We start from the raw sequence: 21,181 nt of genomic DNA, 5'->3' as shown, positions 1-21,181 counted from the left end.
TAATTCATAAAGCGCGCCGTTCGTTGCCTCAAACCGGGCCGCTGGCGAGCGTGCGGTTGGCGCCGCCCGGCAGGCTGGTGAGGGTCTTGCTGCGGCTGCTGTCGATCACATAATCCCGTGCCTTCACCGTGCTGACGAAGCGCCAGTCGGCGCGAACCTGCTCCGGGGTGAAGGTCACCAGCAGGTAGCCGCGCTGGCTGGCGTTGAGGTACTGCAGATCATCCACTAGCGTGGTGATCGCCTGCTCGGCACTGGGGATGGCAGCAGCGGGCAGGCCCAGGTAGCTTTCCAGGCCGGGCGAGGTGACCCCGGCGGTTGCAAACTCGACACCAACCGGGTCGCCAGCCAGGGTGCTGAGGTTGTTGGCCCAGGCGTTATGGGTATCGCCGGCGAGCACGACCAGGTTTTTGTCCAGACTGCGGGCCAGGCCAAAGATCACTTCGCGCTCATAGGCGTAACCATCCCAGGCATCCAGGTTGTAAGGGATCACGGTTTCTACACGGGCAATCTCCGCCGGGGTCAGGGACGGGTCGCCGGCCTGTACGCGCAACTTGAGCGTAACCAGCTCGGTCAGCGCGGTCGCCAGGTCAGCGCCGGCGGGGTTGCTCAGTGCCGTCAGCATTTCTGCCGGCAACATCATGCGGCCCATTAACACCTGCTGGCCCAGTACCTGCCAGGTGGCGGTGGATACGGCCATCCGGCTTTGCAGCCAGTTCATTTGGGTCTGTCCAAGCAGGGTGCGATCACTGGAACTGACATCGGCAGCAAAAGCAGCGGCGTCAAACCCGCCAGGGGTGTAGTAATTCGCGTAATTGAGCTGCTCATCCCGGCCGATAATGCGGGTATCGAGCATATGCAGGCTGACCAGGTCGCCAAAATCAAAGCTGCGGTAGATGGTCAATTCGTCGTCTTCGCTCGCGGGGCGCACAGGCAGCCACTCGAAGTAGGCTTGCAGCGCGGCGAGCTTACGCTCGTTGAAGTCGCCTTCACCCTCGTTATGGTTCTCGGCGCCGTCGGTCCAGGTGTCATTGGCAACCTCATGGTCATCCCACACGGCGATAAAGGGGGCGGCAGCATGCAGCGCCTGCAGATCGGCATCGGTGCGATACAGCGCATAGCGCTTGCGGTAGTCGGTCAGGCTGAACAGCTCACCATTGTTGTCGTTGGGCAGGCTGCGACCCAGCGCTGCGGCATCTTCGGTGGCGTAGCCTCCGCTGCCGTATTCGTAGATGTAGTCGCCCAGGTGCAATACGGCGTCCAGATCGGATTCCTGTGCAGCCTGCGCGTAGGCGTGAAAATAACCCGCCGGAAAGTTGGAGCACGACAGCACGGCAAAGCGTACCTGTTCAACACCGGCGCTGGGCAGGGTCTTCATCTTGCCGATTGGGGAAACCTTATCCGCTGCCTTGAAGCGATAGTAGTAGGTCTGGCCTGGGGTCAGATTCTGCACATCGACTTTGAGTGTATAGTCGCGCGCTTCGCTGGTGCTGGCGGTGCCGCTGTGCAGCAGGTCGGCAAAGCCAGCATCACTGGCCACTTCCCAACTGACTTCGATATCAGCACTTGAGCTGTCCTTGGGCGTGACGCGCGTCCAGACCATGATGCGATCGGCCAGCGGGTCGCCACTGGCGACGCCGTGCTCGAACGCCAGTTGGCGTGTGGTTGCCGGGTCTGATGATGAAGAGCTGCTACTGAGGCAGCCCTGCAAACCGGTGGAAACCACCACGCCGCCCAATGCCAGCGCTGAAGCGCGAAGAAAATCCCGTCGAGTAAAACCAGCCATGCTATTGCTCCCTTTGCTGAACTCAGATTGAGGTGAAGGCGGGGGAATAATGGCAAGCCTGTGTGACAGGTTGAGGAAGGCGCGCCAGAGCGGCTAGTCGGATTCGACAAACCACTCTTCAATGGCCTGGCGCGTGAGTTCCTGCCTTTCATCGGGTCGTGGTGCCCAGTTGCGCCAGCAGCGTGTGGCGTGGGTGAGAAATTCGAACAGCGGTAGATGTTGGCGAAGTACGCGCTGTTTGCGATGGCTGATCACGGGATTGAAATAACCGAAGTAGTCGAACATCTGTCGCGGATTCTTGCGTACCCACAGCCAGGAACCCATCTCGAGCGTGAAGGGCAGAAACAGGTTGTCGGGATGCTGCTCCAGACCCGTGTCGTACAGATGGTCCCACAGATCGCCGTGGGTGGTGTAATTGATCGACTGCGGCTCAATGATGTACGGATGGTGGTTCGGGTAGGTCTGCTCGAATAGCCGCTTGAGGCTTAGCACCTCGGCGATATGGGCGATTGGCTTGTGGCTGCGCGCATAACTGCACCAGAGCCGGTCACGGCGGCCGAAACCGCTGTGACAGTCCACGCTGATGGCAAAGGGCGCTTGCTGCATGCGCTCCTGCACCACCTTCACCACAGCCGCCGATTCCGGCTCCATGGGCGTCCCCAATTTGCCGCGATACCACGGCAGGCGTTTGCTGATACGGTGCCCGCTGACCAGCCAGGGCACCGGGCCCATCGCATCCACCGGCGCGTTGCGCATCAGATCGACACCGTTGAGGTTGCTGCGTCTATGGTGCCAGATGCCGCCGGGGTTGATCATCGGCATGAACAGCAGCCGAACACGCTCAAGCTGTTCGCGCAATTGATCATCCCAATCCAGCCGATGTACTAGGCTGTGCAGCCAGGAAATCAGCACCTGGGTGCCGATGCGCTCCACCCCGTGCACGCCGCCGAAGAACCCGATAACAGGCGCGTTGGGTGAACGGCTGCCGAGTTCGATAACGCGTACGGGAATGCGCAGGTTGCCGATGGGCACCTTTAGCGGGGTGGTAACGCGTACGTGGCGTGCAGCCTGGTGCAGCAGTCGTTCCAGCTGGGTGTGTTCTGGGAGGTGGCGTTGGATCTGATGTAGCGCGTCGGTCATGATTGGCCCGGGCAAGGTGTGTTTTTACCCTAGCGGGAATGTATGACAGTTGGATGATGGTTGTGTTGCTTGCTGGGCTTTTGGATGGGGTTTCTATTCAGATACAGGGGTGACATGTACTGTGTGGGATATTGCAATATTCACACTATAAGTCATTGTTTTTTATTGGGTCTGTGATCTGGCATGGCTTGTTTTTCGCCTTTATGGCGAGTGACTTTTCTTTGCTTGGCCAAAGAAAAGTAACCAAAAGAAAGGCCACCCCGACCAAGCTGGCCTTCGGCTTCTCTGCGTTACTCGGTGCCGAGCGGCGCCGCGAAAACTCGCTTCGCTCAGACAACTCGCGACGCTTTATCGCTCGGCCCCTGCGTTACTCGACAGCTTGGATGGGGATGAGCAGCCGCAGAGTGGCGTGGTGTTGAGGTTTGGTTGTTTAGTTATATCCGCAAAAAACAAACAACTGCACGGACCAAAAATCCCATCTGAGCGGGCGAGTAGCGCAGAGCTGTCGGGAAAAAGCCCGAGGACTGTCTGAGGAGCGTAGCGACGAGTTCCGCAGGGCCCCGACAGATCGAGCAACGCAGCGAACCCGCAGGGCCGCGCAGCTGGGTGCCCTGGGGAGTTGTTAGAGGGGAATGGGCAAGCATTCTCCTCTAACTCGCCTAGAGGCGAAAACCGTAATTAGCTGGGCACAGTGGTTGGAGAAGGCAAGCGTAGCCGACGCGGGTAAACCGTCTGCACACTCGGAGTCGTAGGGTGGGAGGCCGAAGCCACCCACCATGGTGGACAAGCCTGCGGCGTTGTCCGTCCTACAACCCCGTTTGGACGACTAACTCAATCCACCAAAGCCCCATTAATGATCGCCCGCAACTCCTGCCGCACCGCATAGGTCGATGAAGGAATCAGCTGCGTCATAAAGATCATCAGCACATCCTCGACCGGATCGATAAAGAAATTGGTGCTGGCCATGCCGCCCCAGCCGTATTCACCTACCGAGCCGACCGTCTGCGATTTGGCCACATCCGTCTTGACCGAAAAACCCAGACCAAAGCCGGTGCCGTCATAGGGCGTTTCACTGAATGAGCCAATAGCCACTCCGGGCAGGTCCTGATTGCCGGGCAGGTGGTTCATGCGCATGAACTCCAGGGTCTTGCGGCCGATGATGCGTGCGCCATCCAGCTCGCCGCCGTTGGCCAATGCCTGGGCAAAGCGGTAGTAATCGTCGATGCACGAGACCAGGCCGCCCCCACCGGACAGATAGCCATGTGCCTTGACAAAGGCCGAGTTCTGCGGGTCGTCCTGCAGGCTGAAGGTGTCGCCGGGTTGGTATTGATAACAGGCGGCAAAGCGCTGCAGTTTTTCCTGCGGCACGGTGAAGAAGGTATCGGGCATGCCGAGTGGCTGGAAAATATGTTTGGCAAAATACTCATCCAGGCTCAGACCGGAGAGCGCCTGCACCAGATAGCCGCACACATCGGTTGCAACCGAGTAGCCCCAGGCGGTGCCTGGAGAAAATTCCAGCGGTAGCCGCGAGAGTTCGTCTATTAGCCGGTCGAGGGTGTGGCCGGGACCGCCATCGAGCTTCAGGCTGCGGTAGGCGGCGTCGACATTGGTGCGATTCATGAAGCCATAGGTCAGGCCCGATTGGTGGGTCAGCAGATCGCGAATGCTCATTGGCCGTTGTGGCGCGGTGGTCAGCATTTGCGGATGGCTGCCGGTCTTGTAGACGCGCAGGTCTTTCCAGGCGGGGATGTATTTGTGCACTGGCTCATCAAGCAGAAAGCGACCCTGTTCGTACAACTGCATCAGCGCAATCGAGGTGATGGGCTTGGTCATGGAGTAAATGCGGAACAGAGTGTCGCGCTCGACCGGAAGGCCTCGTTCGACATCGCGCAGGCCCTGCGCCTTCAGCCAGGTGATTTCGCCGCGGCGTGCTACCAGCGTGAGGGTGCCGGGCAGTTTGCCCGGATCGAGGTAGGCGCGTTGCAAGTGATCGCCGATGCGATCCAGGCGGCCAAGGTCCATTCCGGCGATGCAGTTACTCTGTTCCATGGGAAATTCCGGTTATTGATCAATGACTTGATAGTAGCCTGTCGGCGGCGCCAACAGAAACCCCCGTAGGCCGCGAATGACGCATCATGCAGCGCTCTGATGCGGGCAGAAAAATAGTTGTTCGCCGCCGCTGAAATCCATTGTGGAGCGCCCTGAATTCGGTGTAAAAAGCGGCACCGAAGCAAAATGAGGGTTGCGATGAAATGAGCGAACAATCGCCCTGTCTGAATTGCGGTGCCTGTTGCGCCACTTTCAGGGTTTCTTTTTATTGGGGCGAGACTGACAGCGCGCCCGGCGGTGACGTACCCACCCAGCTTACCGAACAGATTTCCCCTTATCGCGCCTGCATGCAAGGCACCAACCAGCCCAAACCTCGCTGTGTGGCGTTACTGGGCACAGTGGGTGAGGGCACGCGTTGTAGCATTTATGAAAAGCGTTCCAGCCCGTGCCGGGACTTTCCCTATCATGGTGAAAATGGCGTAGACAGCCCGGGTTGCCAGCAGGCGAGGGCTGCCCACGGTCTGCCGCCACTCCCCGATAGCCCGCTTCGTCCCCGGCTTGTGCCGATCATCGCGGCCTGAGCTGGCTCACGCAGCCGCTGCGTTGGCGGGTTGTCCGGCACTGGCCACCACCGAGTGCACCAGGTAGAGCTTGCGCATGCTGTCGACGGTCAACACGAAAGGATAGATATCCTGCTGGCCCATGCTGCGAGCCAGTACATTGAGTACGCTGCTGAGTTGCACCCAACGATTGACGAAGGCGAGGAACCGCTGGCGGTCATCTTCGCCGTGCTCCAGTGCGGCCAGCTGACTGCTGTCGAAGGGGTCGGTCTGCAGTGTCAGGGTGTCGAGCTGCAGGCCGAAGTCTAGGGCGGCATTCAGGGTGTCGGTCATGTGCAGGTAGTGCGCCCAGGTTTCTGCCCAGTCTTCCCAGGGGTGGGTGGCGGCGTAGCTGCTGATAAAGTGATCTTTCCAGTCGGCGGGCGGCCCCTCGTTGTAATGCCGCTTGAGAGCTTCCTGATAGTCCTGCCGATCATCGCCGAACAGGGCGCGGCAGGGTTCCAGCCAATGGGTGTCGCGTACCAGTCGATCCCAGTAGTAATGGCCGCTCTCGTGACGAAAATGGCCCAGCATGGTGCGATAAGGCTCATGCATGCTGACGCGCATGCGCTCCCTGTGCGCGGGGTCGGCCTCATCAATGTTGAGCGTGATCATGCCGTTCATGTGGCCGGTCATGACCGGATCTTCGCCGGGTTGTTGGCGCAGAAAGTCGAAACCCAACCCCTGTTCAGGATCAGCGCTGCGGGGGATAACCGGCAAGCCCAGCATCAACAATTGAGCAACCAGTCGGCGCTTGGCGACTTCGGTTTCGTGCCAGAGCTTGGCATTTTCCTCCAGGCTCAGGTCGGGGATGGTTTCATTCAGTGCGCAAGCGAGGCAGAAGGGCGAGCTGTTGTCGCCGGTAACCAGCCAGTTGCAGGCAGCGGGCGCGGTCAGATTCTGACAGCGGCGATAGCGGCGTTTGGGCTGACCGGCATCGGCCTGCAAGTGCCAAAGGCCCTTTTCGCTGGCAGCCTCGAGGCTGAACAGGCTGCCCTTGAGCGGGTGATAGCCCAGTTCTGCCCCGCAGCGCAGGCACTTGGTGTTGTCAAAGAATACGGCCTGGCCACACTGGCAGCGCTGCACCTGACCGGTTGGCTGGTAGTCGAACAGCTGCTGGCCTTCGGTCGCTCGGACCAACTGATCAAAATAACTCATCTGTCCCTACCTTTACCCGTCCGCTGGCGCGCTAATGCGCGCCTTTGGCTTAAGATTGTGATTGAGACTGAGTTTGCGCGCTTTCTTCTGGTTGCGCAAAGTAGGTCTGGCGGATGGCCTCGTGCAGCTCGTCGAAGTCGACCTGAATCTCGTCGACAAAGGCGTGAAGGCGATCCGGTTCGGCGGCTAGCACGGCGATCTCGGCCTTGGCCAGGTCCTGTCGGCAGGTTTCGACCTCGTTCAATGCTGCTTCATGCCGCGGTAATGTCAGTAGCGCATTGGCCAGGCGCTCCAGAGCACAGGCGACGCTGCGGGGGAACAGCCGATCCTGCAGCAGAAACTGCAGTACGTCCGGCCCGCGGATGCGCAGGCGCACATGCTGGCGGTACATCTGATAGCCGCTGAGCGACTTGAGCACACTCATCCACTGCAATGTCTCGAAGGGCTTGAGGTCTTCGGGTGTCCGTGGCAACAAGTTGGCCGAGCGCACATCAAGTACGCGGGTGGTCATGTCGGCCCGTTCCAGTTGACGGCCGAGCATCAGGAAGGAGCGCACCTGCGTGTAGCTTAGGGTGCTTTCAATCAGTCCGTTGACTGTTTGACAGCTGCGGATCACTCGGCCAAGGAAGGCGTCGCGCCGGCGCGGGGTAATGCCCGAGCCTACCTGTTCCTTGACGTTGAGGTACATCTGGTTGACCTCTTCCCATATTTCCCGGGGAATCACGTCGCGGGTGGTACGCAGATTCTCCCTTGCTGCGCTCAGTGAACTGAGAATCGAGCCGGGATAGCGTCTATCGCCGCACATGAAGGTCAGTACGCTGGCCTCATCGCGGGTGGGGTAGTGCTCGTCAAACAGTTCATCGTTGCCAGTGATGGCGATAATTTCCGACCAACCCAGTTCGGTAGTGCGTGGCAAATCGAGCAACAGGTGGCTATTGACGCTCAGCAGGCGCGCGGTATCTTCGGCGCGTTCCAGGTAGCGGGCCAGCCAGTACACATTTTCGGCTACACGTGAAAGCATGATTCAGTTCCCCGCCATGTCTACGATCCAGGTGTCTTTACTACCGCCGCCCTGTGACGAATTGACGACAAGTGAGCCCTTGGTCAGTGCCACCCGCGTTAGCCCGCCGGTGGTGACCCAGTTGCTCTCGCCGGACAGGATGAAGGGCCGCAGATCCACGTGGCGAGGTTCCATTTCCTTGCCGCAAAGGGTGGGAGAGGTCGATAGTCTGAGCGTCGGCTGGGCCATGTAGTTGCGCGGGTCGGCCTTGATCAGTTCAGCAAATTTGGCGCGTTCTTTGTTGCTCGCATGCGGGCCGATCAACATGCCGTAACCGCCGGACTCATTTGCCGGTTTGACCACCAGCTTGTCGAGGTTGGCGAGTACATACTTGCGGTCTTCTTCGAACATGCACAAGTAGCTGGGCACGTTGGGCAACAGCGGTTGCTCGCCCAGATAGTACTCGATGATCTTCGGCACGAAGGCGTAGACCACCTTGTCATCCGCCACGCCGGCACCCGGAGCGTTCGCCAGCGCGACGTTGCCCTTGCGCCAGGCCCGCATCAGCCCGCGCACACCGAGCATAGAGTCGGGGTTAAACACCTCGGGATCAATGAACATATCGTCCACGCGGCGGTAGATAACGTCTACCCGTTTCAGACCATCGATCAGACGCATGTACACGCAGTCATCATCGCCCACCACCAGATCCGGGCCTTCTACCAGTTGCACGCCCATCTGCGCCGCAAGGTAGGAGTGCTCGTAATAGGCTGAGTTGTAGATGCCGGGAGTAAGAATGACGATGTTCGGATCGTCGCCTGGCCGTGGCGATAGCGAGGCCAGCATGTCGTATAGCTGAGAGGTGTAGTCATCAACAGGTTGAATGCGGCCGCTGGCGAACAGGTCCGGCAATACCCGTTTGGTAACGTTGCGGTTCTCCAGCATGTAGGACACACCGGAGGGGACCCGCAGGTTGTCCTCCAGTACATAGAGGGTGCCGTCGTTGTCGCGCACCAGGTCTGAGCCGCAGATATGCGCCCAGACGTTATGCGGGGTAGAAATGCCGACACACTGCGGACGAAAGTTGACCGACTGGGCAAGCACTTCAGCAGGGAATATACCGTCCTTGACGATCTTCTGGTCGTGGTAGAGATCATCGATGAACATGTTCAGCGCCTGCACGCGCTGCTTCAGGCCGGCGTCGGTCTTCTGCCATTCACTGAGAGGGATGATGCGCGGCACTATGTCGAACGGCCAGGCGCGGTCGATCATGTTGCCTTCGGTATAAACGGTAAAGGTGATGCCCATCAGCTGGATGGCCACCTCGGCCGCAGTCTTGTGCTCGGCCAGCTCACGCGCATCAAGGTTGGCGAGGTACTGGCACAGCAGGTTGGCTTCCTGCCTCGGCTGTCCTGGTGCCTTGATGAGTTCGTCGTAAAAGCCCTTGGATAGGTAATTTTCCCAGTTTACTTTGCTCATTCAGCTACTCTGTCCGCTAGGGGAGGGATGGCAGATCTGCTGCAATTGCCATACCAGATAACACCGGGTGAATGTTTGGCTCACCTCGTCTGACGGTGGCCAGGTTGTGGTGATGAGTTACTGCTGTACTGGCTAGTGTCACATTAGCGTGTTAAGAAATCAGGTGCGTAATAGGCTTGTATCATCCAAGGTGTTGGCATAGCCATTGCTTTGCTCTGGTAACGCATCTGCCGACCATATAACCGGGATCATCCAGCATGACTATCCGTGTAGCACTCAGGCACTCCACGCACTACGACTTTGATCGTCCGGTCACTGTCGCACCTCATCAAATCCGCCTCAAGCCGGCGCCGCACTGCCGCACGCCAATTGATGCCTACAGCCTCAAGGTTAGCGGAGGCGAGTACTTTATCAATTGGCAGCAGGATCCTTTTGGCAATCATATTGCTCGGCTGGTGTTTCCGGAGAAGATGGAAAAGCTGCACATAGACGTGGAAGTGGTCGCGCCGATGACGGTGATCAACCCCTTCGACTTCTTTGTCGAGGAGTACGCGGAAACCTTCCCCTTCGAGTACAGCAAAGAGCTGAAGCGGGAGCTGGCTCCCTATCTGGATGCAGAAAAGCCGGGGCCTCTGCTGCACAAGTGGCTTGAGGGCGTTACCAGTAAAGAGACGACCGTGAGCGACTTTCTGGTCGAGATAAACCAGCGGTTGTCGCAGGATATTGCTTATCTCATTCGTATGGAGCCGGGTGTCCAGGCGGCGGAAGAGACGCTGGCGCTCAAGCGCGGCTCTTGCCGAGATTCGGCCTGGTTGCTGGTGCAGATTTTGCGCAATCTGGGTCTTGCCGCACGCTTTGTATCGGGTTATCTGATCCAGCTGACGGCGGATGTAAAAGCGCTGGACGGCCCCTCGGGTACGGATGTCGACTTTACCGACCTGCACGCCTGGACCGAGGTTTTTCTGCCGGGCGCAGGCTGGGTCGGGCTTGACCCTACCTCGGGGCTGTTTGCCGGCGAAGGGCATTTGCCTCTGGCCGCTACGCCTGAGCCCAGCAGCGCCGCGCCCATTACCGGGGCAACCGGCAAGTGCGAAGTTACCTTTGATTTTCATATGAGCGTCACCAGGGTGCACGAAGACCCGCGCGTGACCCTGCCGTACAGTGACGAGCAGTGGCAGGAAATCAATGCGCTCGGCGCCATCGTGGATGCGCGTTTGGACGAGCAGGATGTGCGTTTGACCATGGGTGGCGAGCCCACCTTCGTCTCGATTGACGATATGGATGCACCAGAATGGACCATCGCTGCGCAGGGGCCGACCAAAAGGGGGCTTTCCGAAGCGCTATTACGGCGCCTGCGCCCGCATTATGCACCGCACTCGCTGATCCATTATCAGCAAGGCAAGTGGTATCCGGGTGAACCACTACCGCGCTGGGCGCTGGCCTGCTATTGGCGCCGTGACGGTAAGCCGATGTGGCAGGACGATCAGTGGCTGGCCGACATGGAGAAAGATTACGGTTACGGCGATGCCGAGGCGCAGCTGTTTGCCGAGACCCTGGTCAAGCGGCTGGGCCTGTCTGCGCAGTACCTGATCCCGTGCTATGAAGATGCCTATTATTACCTGTGGATCGAGCAAACACTGCCGGCGGACGTCGATCTGACCAAAGCCGATCTCAAGGACGATGAAACTCGCCGTCGTCTGGCGCGTCTGCTGGAGCGTGGCCTGGATGAGATTACCGGTTTCGCGCTGCCATTGGCGGCCGGCAAGGCGAAGAATGTCTGGCAGACCGGCGAATGGCCGCTGCGCCGCGAGCATCTTTATCTGATACCGGGCGATTCGCCCATGGGCTTGCGGCTGCCGCTATCGGCATTACCGGAGAAGAAGCGTGAAGAGCCACAGGCTGCCTCGCTGTTTGAGCCGGCCACGGAGCTGACCGACATCCATGGTGAGGTCGCGCGATTATACAGCGCCTCCCAGCAGCCAAACGCCGGCGCCGGGCAAGGCAGCCATCATATGGCGGCCGGCCAGGAATGGCAGGAGCAGATTCCGACGCTGCAGGAAGAGGGCATCATTGGCACTGCGCTGTGCATTGAGCCGCGCGATGGCAAGCTCTTTGTCTTCATGCCGCCATTGACCCAGCTGGAGAGCTATCTATCGCTACTGGCCACCCTGGAGCAAACTGCTGCCGAGCTGAAGATGCCGCTGTGCATTGAGGGGTATGCACCACCGTCTGACACGCGTATCGAGAAGTTCATGATCACGCCGGACCCGGGGGTAATCGAGGTCAACGTGATGCCCGCAGGCAACTGGCCCGATTTGGTGAAAAACACCGAGATTCTGTACGAAGAGGCGCGGTTAACACGTCTGGGCACCGAGAAGTTCATGCTCGATGGCCGGCACACCGGGACCGGCGGCGGAAACCACGTGACCCTGGGTGGGCGCACGCCGTCGGAGTCGCCCTTCCTGCGCCGCCCGGATCTGCTAGCCAGTATGTTGACCTTCTGGCAGCACCATCCGAGTCTGTCCTACCTGTTCTCCGGCATGTTCCTGGGCCCCACCAGTCAGGCGCCGCGGATTGATGAGGCGCGCCACGAGGCGCTGTACGAATTGGAAATTGCACTGGCGCAGATGCCCACCGGTGAAGTGCCCCAGCCCTGGCTGGTGGATCGGCTGGTGCGTAACCTCCTGACCGACATCACCGGCAATACCCACCGCGCCGAGTTCTGTGTCGACAAGATGTACTCCCCAGACAGCGCCACCGGGCGTTTGGGCCTGCTGGAGCTGCGTGGTTTTGAGATGCCGCCCCATGCGCGCATGAGCCTCATGCAGCAGTTGCTGATCCGCGCGCTGGTCGCGCGCTTCTATGCCGAGCCCTATCGTCAGCCATTGGCACGCTGGGGAACCGCGCTGCACGACAAGTGGATGATGCCGCACTATATCTGGCAAGACCTCTGCGATGTGCTGGACGATCTGCGCGCGCACGGCTTTGCCTTCAAGGATGAATGGTTTGCGCCTTTCCTGGAGTTCCGTTTTCCGCATGCCGGCGAGGTGCAGTATGGCGATGTGCGTATCGAGTTGCGCCAGGCGATAGAGCCCTGGCATGTACTGGGCGAGGAGGTGAGCGGTGGTGGGACAGCTCGCTACGTTGATTCGTCCGTGGAACGCATGGAAGTCAAAGTGACAGATTTCAACGCCGCGCGTTACACCTTGACCTGCAACGGCTACAAGGTGCCTCTGCAACCCACGGGCGTCAGCGGTGAGGCGGTTGCCGCAGTGCGTTTCAGGGCCTGGCAGCCACCCTCGGCGCTGCACCCGATGATCACCATTCAAGCGCCGCTGGTGTTTGACTTGGTCGATAACTGGAATCAGCGCTCGGTTGGCGGTTGCACCTATCATGTCGTGCATCCGGGTGGTCGCGGTTATGAAACCTTCCCGGTTAACGCGAACGAAGCGGAAGCCAGGCGCATGACACGTTTCTGGGATTACGGCCATACTCAAGGCTCGATGGCCGATGTGCGGCAGGCAGCGGGGCAGGAATATCCGCATACCCTGGATTTGCGTCGTGCCGCAGTAGCCAGCCGTGGTTTATAATGGCTGACCAAATCCCATAGTGCCGGGCCGCCGATGTCGGTGGCCTTCAGGAAGCTTTGCATGCAACAGGCAGGTAACGCAGTCTCTCCGCTAAAAACGCTGCTGGGGGACTATCCCGGTCACACTGGCCATGACGAGCTTCTGGATGCCGATCACCAGCCCCGTGCGCATTGGCAGGGCTTGCTGGACGATATTGCCAGCCTGGGCACCGACACTCTGGTCAGCCGCAGTGAAGAAGTTCAGAACCTGCTGCACGAGAATGGTGTCACCTTCAACCCCTACGAGGACGACCCGGGCCAGCTGCGCTCCTGGCAGCTTGATTGCGTGCCTTGGGTCATCAGCACCGAGGAGTGGGAGACGCTGGAAGCGGGACTGCGCCAGCGCAGTCGCCTGTTGGAAAACCTGCTGGACGACCTGTATGGCGCGCGGCGGGTGTTTCAGGAAGGCCTGCTGCCCCCTGAGCTGATTTTTACCCATCCCGGCTTTCTGTTCTCCGCCGCCGATGATCCGCAGCAGGTTGATCGTCCGCTGCTGATTTTCCACGGCACCGATGTCATACGCGATGAGCGCGGTGGCTGGCAGGTGCTGGGTGATTGGACACAGTCACCTGCGGGCGTGGGTTATGCGCTGGAAAATCGCATCACGCTGGCGCGGGCATTGCCCAGCATTTACCGGGACGCCCCGATCAAACGCCTGGCAGGTTTTCTGCAAGCGCAGCACCGCTGCCTGGCCAGCCTGACCAAAACCCAGCGCGAGCAGCCGAACATTGTGCTGTTGTCGCCCGGCCCCGGCAGCCCCGGTTATTTTGAACATGCCTGGCTGGCCAACTATATGAACTTCTCGCTGGTTGAAGGCGATGATCTGGTGGTGCGCGACGGCCAGGTCGCCATGCGTACTTTGGGTGGCTTGACCCAGGTTGATGTCATCCTGCGACAGATCAACGATCCCTGGTGTGATCCGCTGGAACTGCGGCCGGATTCGCTGCTGGGGGTGCCGGGGCTGCTACAGGCTGCACGTTGCGGCAATGTACACATCGCCAATGCCCTCGGCGCCGGGATTCTCGAGCATCCTGGGCTGTCGGCCTTTCTGCCGGACCTCTGCCGTGCTCTGCTGGGCGAAGAGTTGCTGCTGCCGTGCCGCGAAACCCTCTGGTGCGGCTCTGCCGATAGCCTTTCGCAGGTAGACGATGAGCTGGATGAGTGGGTCCTGCGCGACATCAGTCGTCCGGGCAAGCTCTATCGGGCGGACCAGATGGGCCTGGATGCTCTGCGTGATCTGCGCACCCAGTTGCGGCACCATCCTTACCTGTTTACTGCCCAGCGGCAGATCGCTGGCGGCGTAACGCCGGGCTTCAATACCCAGACGCGCAGTTTTGAGCGCCAGCAGACCACTTTGCGGTTTTTCAGCCTGGTCGAGCCGGATGACCTGCTCAAACCGGTGAATGAGCGCAACTATCGCGTCATGCCGGGTGGTCTGGCGTGGCAGGGCGAGGCGGGCGCACCGCTGATGAAGAGCCGCCTGGTAAAAGACGTCTGGGTTCTGGCGCCCGTGCCACAGCCGCATATCAGCTTGTTGCGCCAGGCCCAAGGCCCGATCGTGGTAACCCGAGATGGCAAGGACCTGCCGTGCCGCGTGGCGGAAAGCCTGTTCTGGCTAGGTCGTTACGGCGAGCGTCTGGACACCCGTGGTCGCTTACTCCGTGAGTCGCTTGCCAGACTGCTGCAGGATGAACGGCAGGACGGCGGCTCTACACTGATGCCGGATCTGCTGCGGGCGTTGGAAATTCCACTCGACGACGAAGCCAAGAAAGACGATGCGCCGGTCGTTGCAGGGCGCGTTTCCCGTGAGTACATACTCACCCGTGATCGCCTGTTGCAGATGTTTTCCGATGATCTCCCGGAAGGCTTGCCAGTGCTGTTTGGGCATTTTGTGCGCAACAGCCGTGCAGTGCGAGACCACTTGGGCGACGACACCTGGCGCGCCATCAACAGCTTGCGACAGCAGTTCAACAGTATGTCGCGCACGCGCGGCGTGGTGGTGGGGCAGCGCCACCTTGAGGCGATGGTGCTCGACCTGGCGGCGTTCTTCGGCCTGTGTAACGAGACCATGCCGCATCACTATGGCTGGCGTTTTCTCGATATAGGCCGTTTCATTGAGCGCCTGCTGGGGTCGCTAGAGCTGCTCAAGCTTGCTTTGCTCACCGCCGAGGAACCGGGCATTCCGTTATGGGAGGTGGTGTTGGCGACCACCGACAACCTCACCGTGTACCGCCGTCGCTACCGCTCCCAGTTGCACCCGCTGGCGATTCTTGATTTGCTCCTGTTTGATGAAACCAATCCGCGTTCGATCGGTTACATGCTTAAACGCCTGGAAAGACAAATCGCCAAATTGCCCTCGCCAGGCAGCTCGCCGTATCGCAATACCGAGCAGCGCCTGGTGATTCAGGCGACCAGCACGCTGCATCTGGTCGATATTGCTACGCTGACCGATCTGGAAGGCTCTGCCGAAGCCAGAGAGGCGCTGAGCAATCTGCTGGATCAATTGATCGAACCCATGTCCGAGTTGTCTAACGCGCTCTCGCACAGTCATTTCAGCCACGTTGAAGCACCGCGTCAGCTGGTAAGCATGCATTTCAGTGGGCAACCCTGACCGAGGCCGTGATGAAATACCAGCTACGCCATACTACCCATTACGAATACAGCGGCGCGGTCACGCTGAGCCACAACGAGGCGCGTATTCTACCGCGTAACCTGCCGTGGCAGGACTGTACCGACACCCAACTGGTGATATCACCGACACCGGACCGCCTGCGTGAGCGCACGGACTTTTTCGGCAACCGGGTGGTGTATTTCTCCATTGAGTCCTTGCACGACAGCCTGGACGTAACCGTCAGCAGCAATGTGGTCACGCGCCCGCGGCTGGCCGCCGATTTCTTCAGCAGTATTGGTTGGGAGGCTGCTGCTGGGGAGTTGCAGCAGGACCCACGCAAAACCAACCGCGATTGTCTGGAAGCACGTTTGTATGTGCTCAGCTCGCCGTTCATCTTTCAGCACAGCCGACTCGCGGAGTACGCGCGCGATTGCTTCACGCCGGGGCGTAACCTGGTTGACGCGGTGCTGCAACTGAACAGCAAGATCTTCAACGAGTTTATCTACGACCCCGAGTTCACGACGGTCGCTACGCCCCTGGCTGATGTGCTCGCCAGTAAGCGCGGGGTTTGCCAGGACTTTGCCCACTTGATTATTGGCTGCCTGCGCTCCCTTGGCTTGGCGGCGCGCTACATCAGTGGCTATATGGAAACCTTGCCACCGCCCGGTGAAGTGAAGCTGCTAGGCGCTGATGCGACTCACGCCTGGGCTGCGGTTTTCATTCCGGGCTGGGGCTGGCTGGAAATAGACCCCACCAACGGCTGCATGCCAGACGAGCGTTACATTGTGCTTGGCTGGGGCCGCGACTTTGCCGATGTGACGCCCCTCAAGGGCGTGATGACCGGCGGTGGCGATCACGTGCTCAGCGTGGCAGTTGATGTGATCCCCCTGCGTGAGGAAGCGTCGCTGCTTTAGCAGCGCTTGCGCGACCTCGGTCTTTTCATCTCCATTTCGCGTTTCTATCGGTGTTCAGGCACTGAAGCTTGATTCGCCAATCCAGTGCATTGCCGGACGAATATGGCCTGGCTGCCTCTACCTGTCTGCATAGATAGAGCAGCGTGAGCAAGGCATCGAACAGACTGCAAGGCCAAGCACTGGTTGTCGGGTCCGGGTAAACCAGTAAAATGCGCCGATTCTATTTATCCGCTGCTGGAGTTGCCGCATGCCCCATCCGTTAAGCCCCCCCAACCGTCTGGCGCCGCTGTGTCTGGCATGTTTGCTTGCCTCGCCTGCACAGGCGCAAGAGGCGGTGCAGCTTGAGGCCATGACCATCTCTGGCGAGAAACTGGACGCGGTAGCGCAGGCTCGAGAGCAGCTGCATGAGGTGCCTGGCGGCACCAATCTGATTGATATGCAGCAGGTAGCGCAGGGGCGGGTGGCCGGTGTGGCTGATGTGCTGGCCTATCAGCCTGGTGTGTATGCTCAGTCACCTGGCAACGAAGGGGTTAAAATCAGCATCCGTGGGTCGGGCATCAATCGCGGCCCCGGCGCGCATGCCTCCGGTAATCACATCATGCTTGAGGGTCTGCCGCTGACCGGCTCAGGGGGCACGCCCTATGAGCTGCTGGAGCCGTTATGGCTCAGTCGTGCCGAAGTGCTGCGCGGCGCCAACGGCTTCGACCGGGGTTCGCTGGCACTGGGCGGTGCCGTCGACTACATCACCCGTAGCGGTTTTGATGCGCCGCGTCTGCAGTTGCGTATGGAGGCGGGCAGCGACGGCTACCTCAAGCGTCACATCGCCTCTGGCCAGGTCATCGACAACCTCGACTACTACGTCGGTGTCACCGATCTGCACTACGACGGGCAGCAGGATCACGCTGCCGGCAGTGGCAAGGGGATCGTGGCCAACCTGGGTCTGCAGCTGAGCCCCGATCTGGAAACCCGCTTCTTCCTGCGTTACCGCGAGACTGAACATCAGTCGCCTGGTCGCCTCACCCAGACGCAGATCGACGATGACCCGACTCAGGCCAGCGCCGCCAATATCGCCCGTGACGCCAAACGCGAGCAGCCTGGCAGTACCTGGCTGGCGAACAAGACCACGCTGCGCCTGGACGACGTCAGTACGCTGGAAATGGGATTGGTTTATCACCATTACCCGATGGACCTGATGGAGAGTCCGTACCGCATTCGGGTGGATTACAGTGATGTCAGTGCGACCCTGAATTACCGTCGGGAACACGAGCTGTTCGGGCTGAATTCGAACACCACCGTCGGCTGGCGCACCACCACCAACCTGCCAAGCAGCGATGCCAAGGAAACCGCCTACCAACCGCTCAATGCCAGTGGCACTGTCTATCCGGTGGGCACTCTGATGCGTAACTACACGCACCAGGGCTCAGACAACGTGCTGCATATCAGCAATGAGCTGGAACTGGCGCGTAACCTGTGGCTGACCAGTGGCCTGGCGTTGATTTATACCGAGCGTGAGGTCGAGGTGACCTGGCCGGAAACCGAGCAGGAACTCAACGAAGGCACCTGGGATTATGCGCCGCGCCTGGGGCTGCGTTATCGCCTGGATTCCGGTAGCGAGCTTTACGGGAACCTGTCGCGTTCTGTAGAGCCGCCGCACCCGTGGTCGATGATATGGGGTTCGCCCACGCGTTTCCCGGTCAGTGATCAGCCCTGGAGCAATCGCCAAAGCGCCCCGGTCAGCCTGGATAACCAGACCGCAACCACCTTTGAGGTTGGGGCCCGCGGTGACTCGCTGATCGGTCTCTGGGATCTGGCGTATTACTACGCGCAGGTGCGCCATGAGCTGCTGACCATCGAGATCGAACCAAACATCTTCGCCGAATCCAACGCCAGCCCGACCGTGCATCAAGGGCTGGAAGTCGGCTTGATCAGTCAGCTCTGGCAAGGCGGCGACCTGGGGGCGCTGGCGCTGCGTCAGGCGTACACCTTTAGCGACTTCCATTACCGCGATGACGACACCTTCGGCGATAACCGATTACCGGGCCTGCCGCGTCATTACTATCAGGGCGAGCTGCGCTATCAGCACCCACAGGGTATCTATGTTGGCCTCAACGCACAGCATGCCTCCAAGGTGCCGGTGGATTATGCCAACTCCTGGTATGCCGATGCCTACACCACCTTTGGTGCGACCTTGGGGTACGACGCGCCCCGGCAGGACTGGCAGGCGTGGCTTGAGCTGCGCAACCTGACCGACGAGCGTTACGCCGCCACGGTTACGCCGGGTTACGACGACAACGGTGTTGAGGCAGCACGCCTGACCCCAGGCGAAGGACTTGGTGTCTATACCGGGTTTTCCTGGAGCTGGCTGTAAGGTCGGAGGTGAGCGGCGTGACCGCTCGTCCTGTCTACTGGAAAGCCTGCCTGACTCTGCTTCACTGAAGGGTAGGCCCTTGGTGATTCAGTCGGGAGGTACCCCATGTCTTTTGATCAGCATCATCCCGGTGAGAACAACTTGCCACATTTGCCATCGCCGGAACTGGACCCGCCCCACAGCCACTGGGAAGGTCCGATCGAAAGTGAAGAGCTTAATGAGCTGGATGCTGGGGAGGTCTACCGCATGCTGCATGAGGACGATTAAGCAGCATCGTTACTTTCGATAACCAGATGAAGAGCCAATAAAAAACCCGGCACATAGGCCGGGTTTTTTATTGTGGCTTACAGCTCGGGATCTCCCGCTGTAACGCGCAGGTGCGCGTTACATGTTCGGGTAGTTCGGGCCGCCGGTGCCTTCAGGGGCCACCCAGTTGATGTTCTGGGAGGGGTCCTTGATGTCGCACGTCTTACAGTGCACGCAGTTCTGTGCATTGATCTGGAAGCGCTTATCGCCGTTGTCTTCGGTCACGATCTCATAGACGCCGGCCGGGCAGTAGCGCTGCGCAGGCTCGTCGTACAGCGGCAGGTTCTTCTCCAGCGGGATGCTTGGGTCTTTCAGCGTCAGGTGAACAGGCTGATCTTCTTCGTGGTTGGTGTTGGAGATAAACACCGAAGACAGCTTGTCGAAGCTGATAACGCCATCTGGCTTGGGATAATCGATCTTTTGTGCGTCGGCCGCCTTCTTCATGCAGGCGTAATCCGGCTTGGTATCGTGCAGGGTCAGCGGGATCTTGCCACCGAACCAGTTCTGATCGATGTAGTTGAACGCGCCGCCCATCAACGGGCCAAACTTGTGAATCGCCGGCCCGAAGTTGCGGGAGGCAAACAGTTCGTCATACAGCCAGCTGGCCTTGAAGCCATCGACGTAGCCGGTCAGCTCATCGCCGCCTTCACGGCCGGCTTTCAGAGCCTCTACAACCGCGTCAGCTGCCAGCATGCCGGATTTCATCGCGGTGTGGCTGCCCTTGATCTTGGCGAAGTTCAGAGTGCCCAGATCACAGCCGATCAGTGCGCCGCCCGGGAAAACCATCTTCGGCAGCGAGTTCAGGCCGCCTTTACAGATCGCACGAGCACCGTAGGAAACACGCTTGCCGCCTTCCAGGTACTGTTTGATTACCGGGTGGTGCTTGTAACGCTGGAACTCGTCGAAGGGCGACAGGTGCGGGTTGGCGTAGGACAGGTCAATGATCAGACCCACAACAACCTGGTTGTTCTCGATGTGGTACAGGAATGAGCCACCGGTGTTCTCGGTACCGACCACGTCCAGTGGCCAGCCAGCGGTGTGTACCACCAGGCCTTGCTCGTGCTTGGCCGGGTCGATGTCCCAGATTTCCTTGATACCGATACCGTAGTGTTGGGCGTCGGCTTCTGAATCCAGATTGAAGCGCTTGATCAGTTGCTTGCCGATGTGCCCGCGGCAACCTTCAGCAAACAGGGTGTATTTGGCACGCAGCTCCATGCCGGGAGTATAGAAGCCTTCCTTCGGGTTGCCTTCGCGGTCAACACCCAGATCACCAGTCAGAATGCCGCGAACCACGCCATTCTCGTCGATCAGTGCTTCCTGTGCAGCAAAGCCCGGGTAGACTTCAACCTCAAGGGCTTCAGCCTGTTCGGCCAGCCAGCGGCAGAGGTTGCCGAGGGAGATAATGTAGTTGCCTTCATTGTGCATGGTCTTGGGCACAAAGAGGTCAGGGATGCGGCTGCCTTTCTCGGCACTGGTGAGCATATAGATGTCGTCACGAGTAACCGGTGTGTTCAGCGGAGCGCCAAGTTCTTTCCAGTCAGGGAACAGCTCTTCCAGTGCGCGGGGTTCAAACACGGCACCAGAGAGGATGTGGGCGCCAACTTCGGAGCCTTTTTCTACGACGCAAACGCTGACTTCCTGGCCGGATTCAGCTGCCTGCTTTTTGATTCGACATGCAGCTGCCAGGCCGGATGGGCCAGCACCTACGATGACAACGTCAAACTCCATGAATTCGCGTTCCACTATGTATCTCCTAACTCTAGGCCGGTCACAAGTATCGATTTTCGTATGATCTTCCATGATCGATTAGCCGCGAAGTATAACAGCCCGTTGTTTCGGCTCCAATGCAAAGATGGCGTTTTGTCTCGCTCTTGCGCCTATGGTCGGGTTGCAAGTATTGACCGTCTGTGAGCTGGCCGTCATGATAAAGAGCTTTTGAATGACGGGCCCGCTTTAGTCTGAATGTGAATAAAATGGACTTTTCAGTCATTTTTTTTTGCGGGTTTTGTTTTGGTCCATCCGAAAATGAGGCAATCATGAAGGTACTTGTAGCGGTTAAGCGAGTCGTTGATTACAACGTCAAGGTTCGCGTCAAGGCGGACAACTCCGGCGTCGATCTCGCCAACGTCAAAATGTCGATGAACCC

The 21,181-nt window shown here is 59.4% G+C and carries 13 protein-coding genes and 1 pseudogene; 7 read left to right on the top strand and 7 right to left on the bottom strand.

Annotated features, from left to right (window positions below; translation table 11 throughout):
• Nucleotides 1-28: 28 nt before the first annotated feature.
• The 3 genes from V7747_RS09675 to V7747_RS09665 form a co-directional block, all read right to left on the bottom strand.
• Nucleotides 29-1,783: an alkaline phosphatase D family protein gene (locus tag V7747_RS09675; RefSeq protein WP_335615834.1), complete on the bottom strand. Its 1,755-nt coding sequence runs from the start codon at nt 1,781-1,783 to the stop codon at nt 29-31.
• A 93-nt stretch (nt 1,784-1,876) separates the two neighbouring features.
• The gene (locus V7747_RS09670; protein WP_335615833.1) at nt 1,877-2,923 is read right to left on the bottom strand and encodes a DUF2817 domain-containing protein; all 1,047 of its coding nucleotides are present in this window, start codon (nt 2,921-2,923) and stop codon (nt 1,877-1,879) included.
• Nucleotides 2,924-3,754: 831 nt separating this feature from the next.
• Entirely contained in the window at nt 3,755-4,972 is a 1,218-nt protein-coding gene (locus V7747_RS09665; RefSeq protein WP_335615832.1) for a serine hydrolase domain-containing protein, read from the bottom strand.
• A 203-nt stretch (nt 4,973-5,175) separates the two neighbouring features.
• Between V7747_RS09665 and V7747_RS09660 the strand changes: the two genes are divergently transcribed.
• The gene (locus V7747_RS09660; RefSeq protein WP_092283489.1) at nt 5,176-5,553 is read left to right on the top strand and encodes a YkgJ family cysteine cluster protein; all 378 of its coding nucleotides are present in this window, start codon (nt 5,176-5,178) and stop codon (nt 5,551-5,553) included.
• 6 nt (nt 5,554-5,559) lie between these two features.
• On the opposite strand, the gene V7747_RS09655 is transcribed toward V7747_RS09660, so the two are convergent.
• From V7747_RS09655 to V7747_RS09645, 3 genes are read right to left on the bottom strand one after another with little or no spacing between them, the layout of a single operon-like run.
• Nucleotides 5,560-6,729, bottom strand: coding sequence for a zinc-binding metallopeptidase family protein (locus tag V7747_RS09655; RefSeq protein WP_335615831.1), 1,170 nt, complete (start codon nt 6,727-6,729; stop codon nt 5,560-5,562).
• Between the two features lie 49 nt (nt 6,730-6,778).
• A complete protein-coding gene (locus V7747_RS09650; RefSeq protein WP_335615830.1) occupies nt 6,779-7,750 on the bottom strand; it encodes an alpha-E domain-containing protein in 972 nt (323 codons plus the stop codon).
• Nucleotides 7,751-7,753: 3 nt separating this feature from the next.
• Nucleotides 7,754-9,208 carry a circularly permuted type 2 ATP-grasp protein gene (locus V7747_RS09645; protein ID WP_335615829.1) on the bottom strand — a complete coding sequence of 485 codons (1,455 nt, stop codon included), beginning with the start codon at nt 9,206-9,208 and terminating at the stop codon, nt 7,754-7,756.
• Nucleotides 9,209-9,465: 257 nt separating this feature from the next.
• On the opposite strand from V7747_RS09645, the gene V7747_RS09640 reads away from it, so the two are divergent.
• From V7747_RS09640 to V7747_RS09620, 5 genes are all read left to right on the top strand, one after another.
• Entirely contained in the window at nt 9,466-12,798 is a 3,333-nt protein-coding gene (locus tag V7747_RS09640; RefSeq protein WP_335615828.1) for a transglutaminase family protein, read from the top strand.
• A gap of 60 nt (nt 12,799-12,858) precedes the next feature.
• Entirely contained in the window at nt 12,859-15,447 is a 2,589-nt protein-coding gene (locus V7747_RS09635; protein WP_335615827.1) for a circularly permuted type 2 ATP-grasp protein, read from the top strand.
• 11 nt (nt 15,448-15,458) lie between these two features.
• Nucleotides 15,459-16,361, top strand: coding sequence for a transglutaminase family protein (locus tag V7747_RS09630; protein ID WP_335615826.1), 903 nt, complete (start codon nt 15,459-15,461; stop codon nt 16,359-16,361).
• 247 nt (nt 16,362-16,608) lie between these two features.
• Nucleotides 16,609-18,729, top strand: a complete 2,121-nt coding sequence (locus V7747_RS09625) for a TonB-dependent receptor family protein (RefSeq protein ID WP_335615825.1) — start codon at nt 16,609-16,611, stop codon at nt 18,727-18,729.
• Between the two features lie 105 nt (nt 18,730-18,834).
• On the top strand, nt 18,835-18,996 hold the full coding sequence (locus V7747_RS09620) for a hypothetical protein (RefSeq protein ID WP_335615824.1): 162 nt from the start codon (nt 18,835-18,837) through the stop codon (nt 18,994-18,996).
• Nucleotides 18,997-19,113: 117 nt separating this feature from the next.
• On the opposite strand, the gene V7747_RS09615 is transcribed toward V7747_RS09620, so the two are convergent.
• A complete protein-coding gene (locus V7747_RS09615) occupies nt 19,114-20,778 on the bottom strand; it encodes an electron transfer flavoprotein-ubiquinone oxidoreductase (RefSeq protein ID WP_335615823.1) in 1,665 nt (554 codons plus the stop codon).
• Nucleotides 20,779-21,071: 293 nt separating this feature from the next.
• On the opposite strand from V7747_RS09615, the pseudogene V7747_RS09610 reads away from it, so the two are divergent.
• Nucleotides 21,072-21,181 (top strand): annotated as a pseudogene (locus tag V7747_RS09610) (electron transfer flavoprotein subunit beta/FixA family protein); the annotation flags it as partial.

The organism is Halopseudomonas sp. (assembly GCF_036960865.1).
In the GTDB taxonomy this organism is placed as follows: Bacteria; Pseudomonadota; Gammaproteobacteria; order Pseudomonadales; family Pseudomonadaceae; genus Halopseudomonas.
The sequence above is the reverse complement of the archived record's forward strand: the minus strand, read 5'-3'. Positions and strand labels throughout refer to the sequence as shown.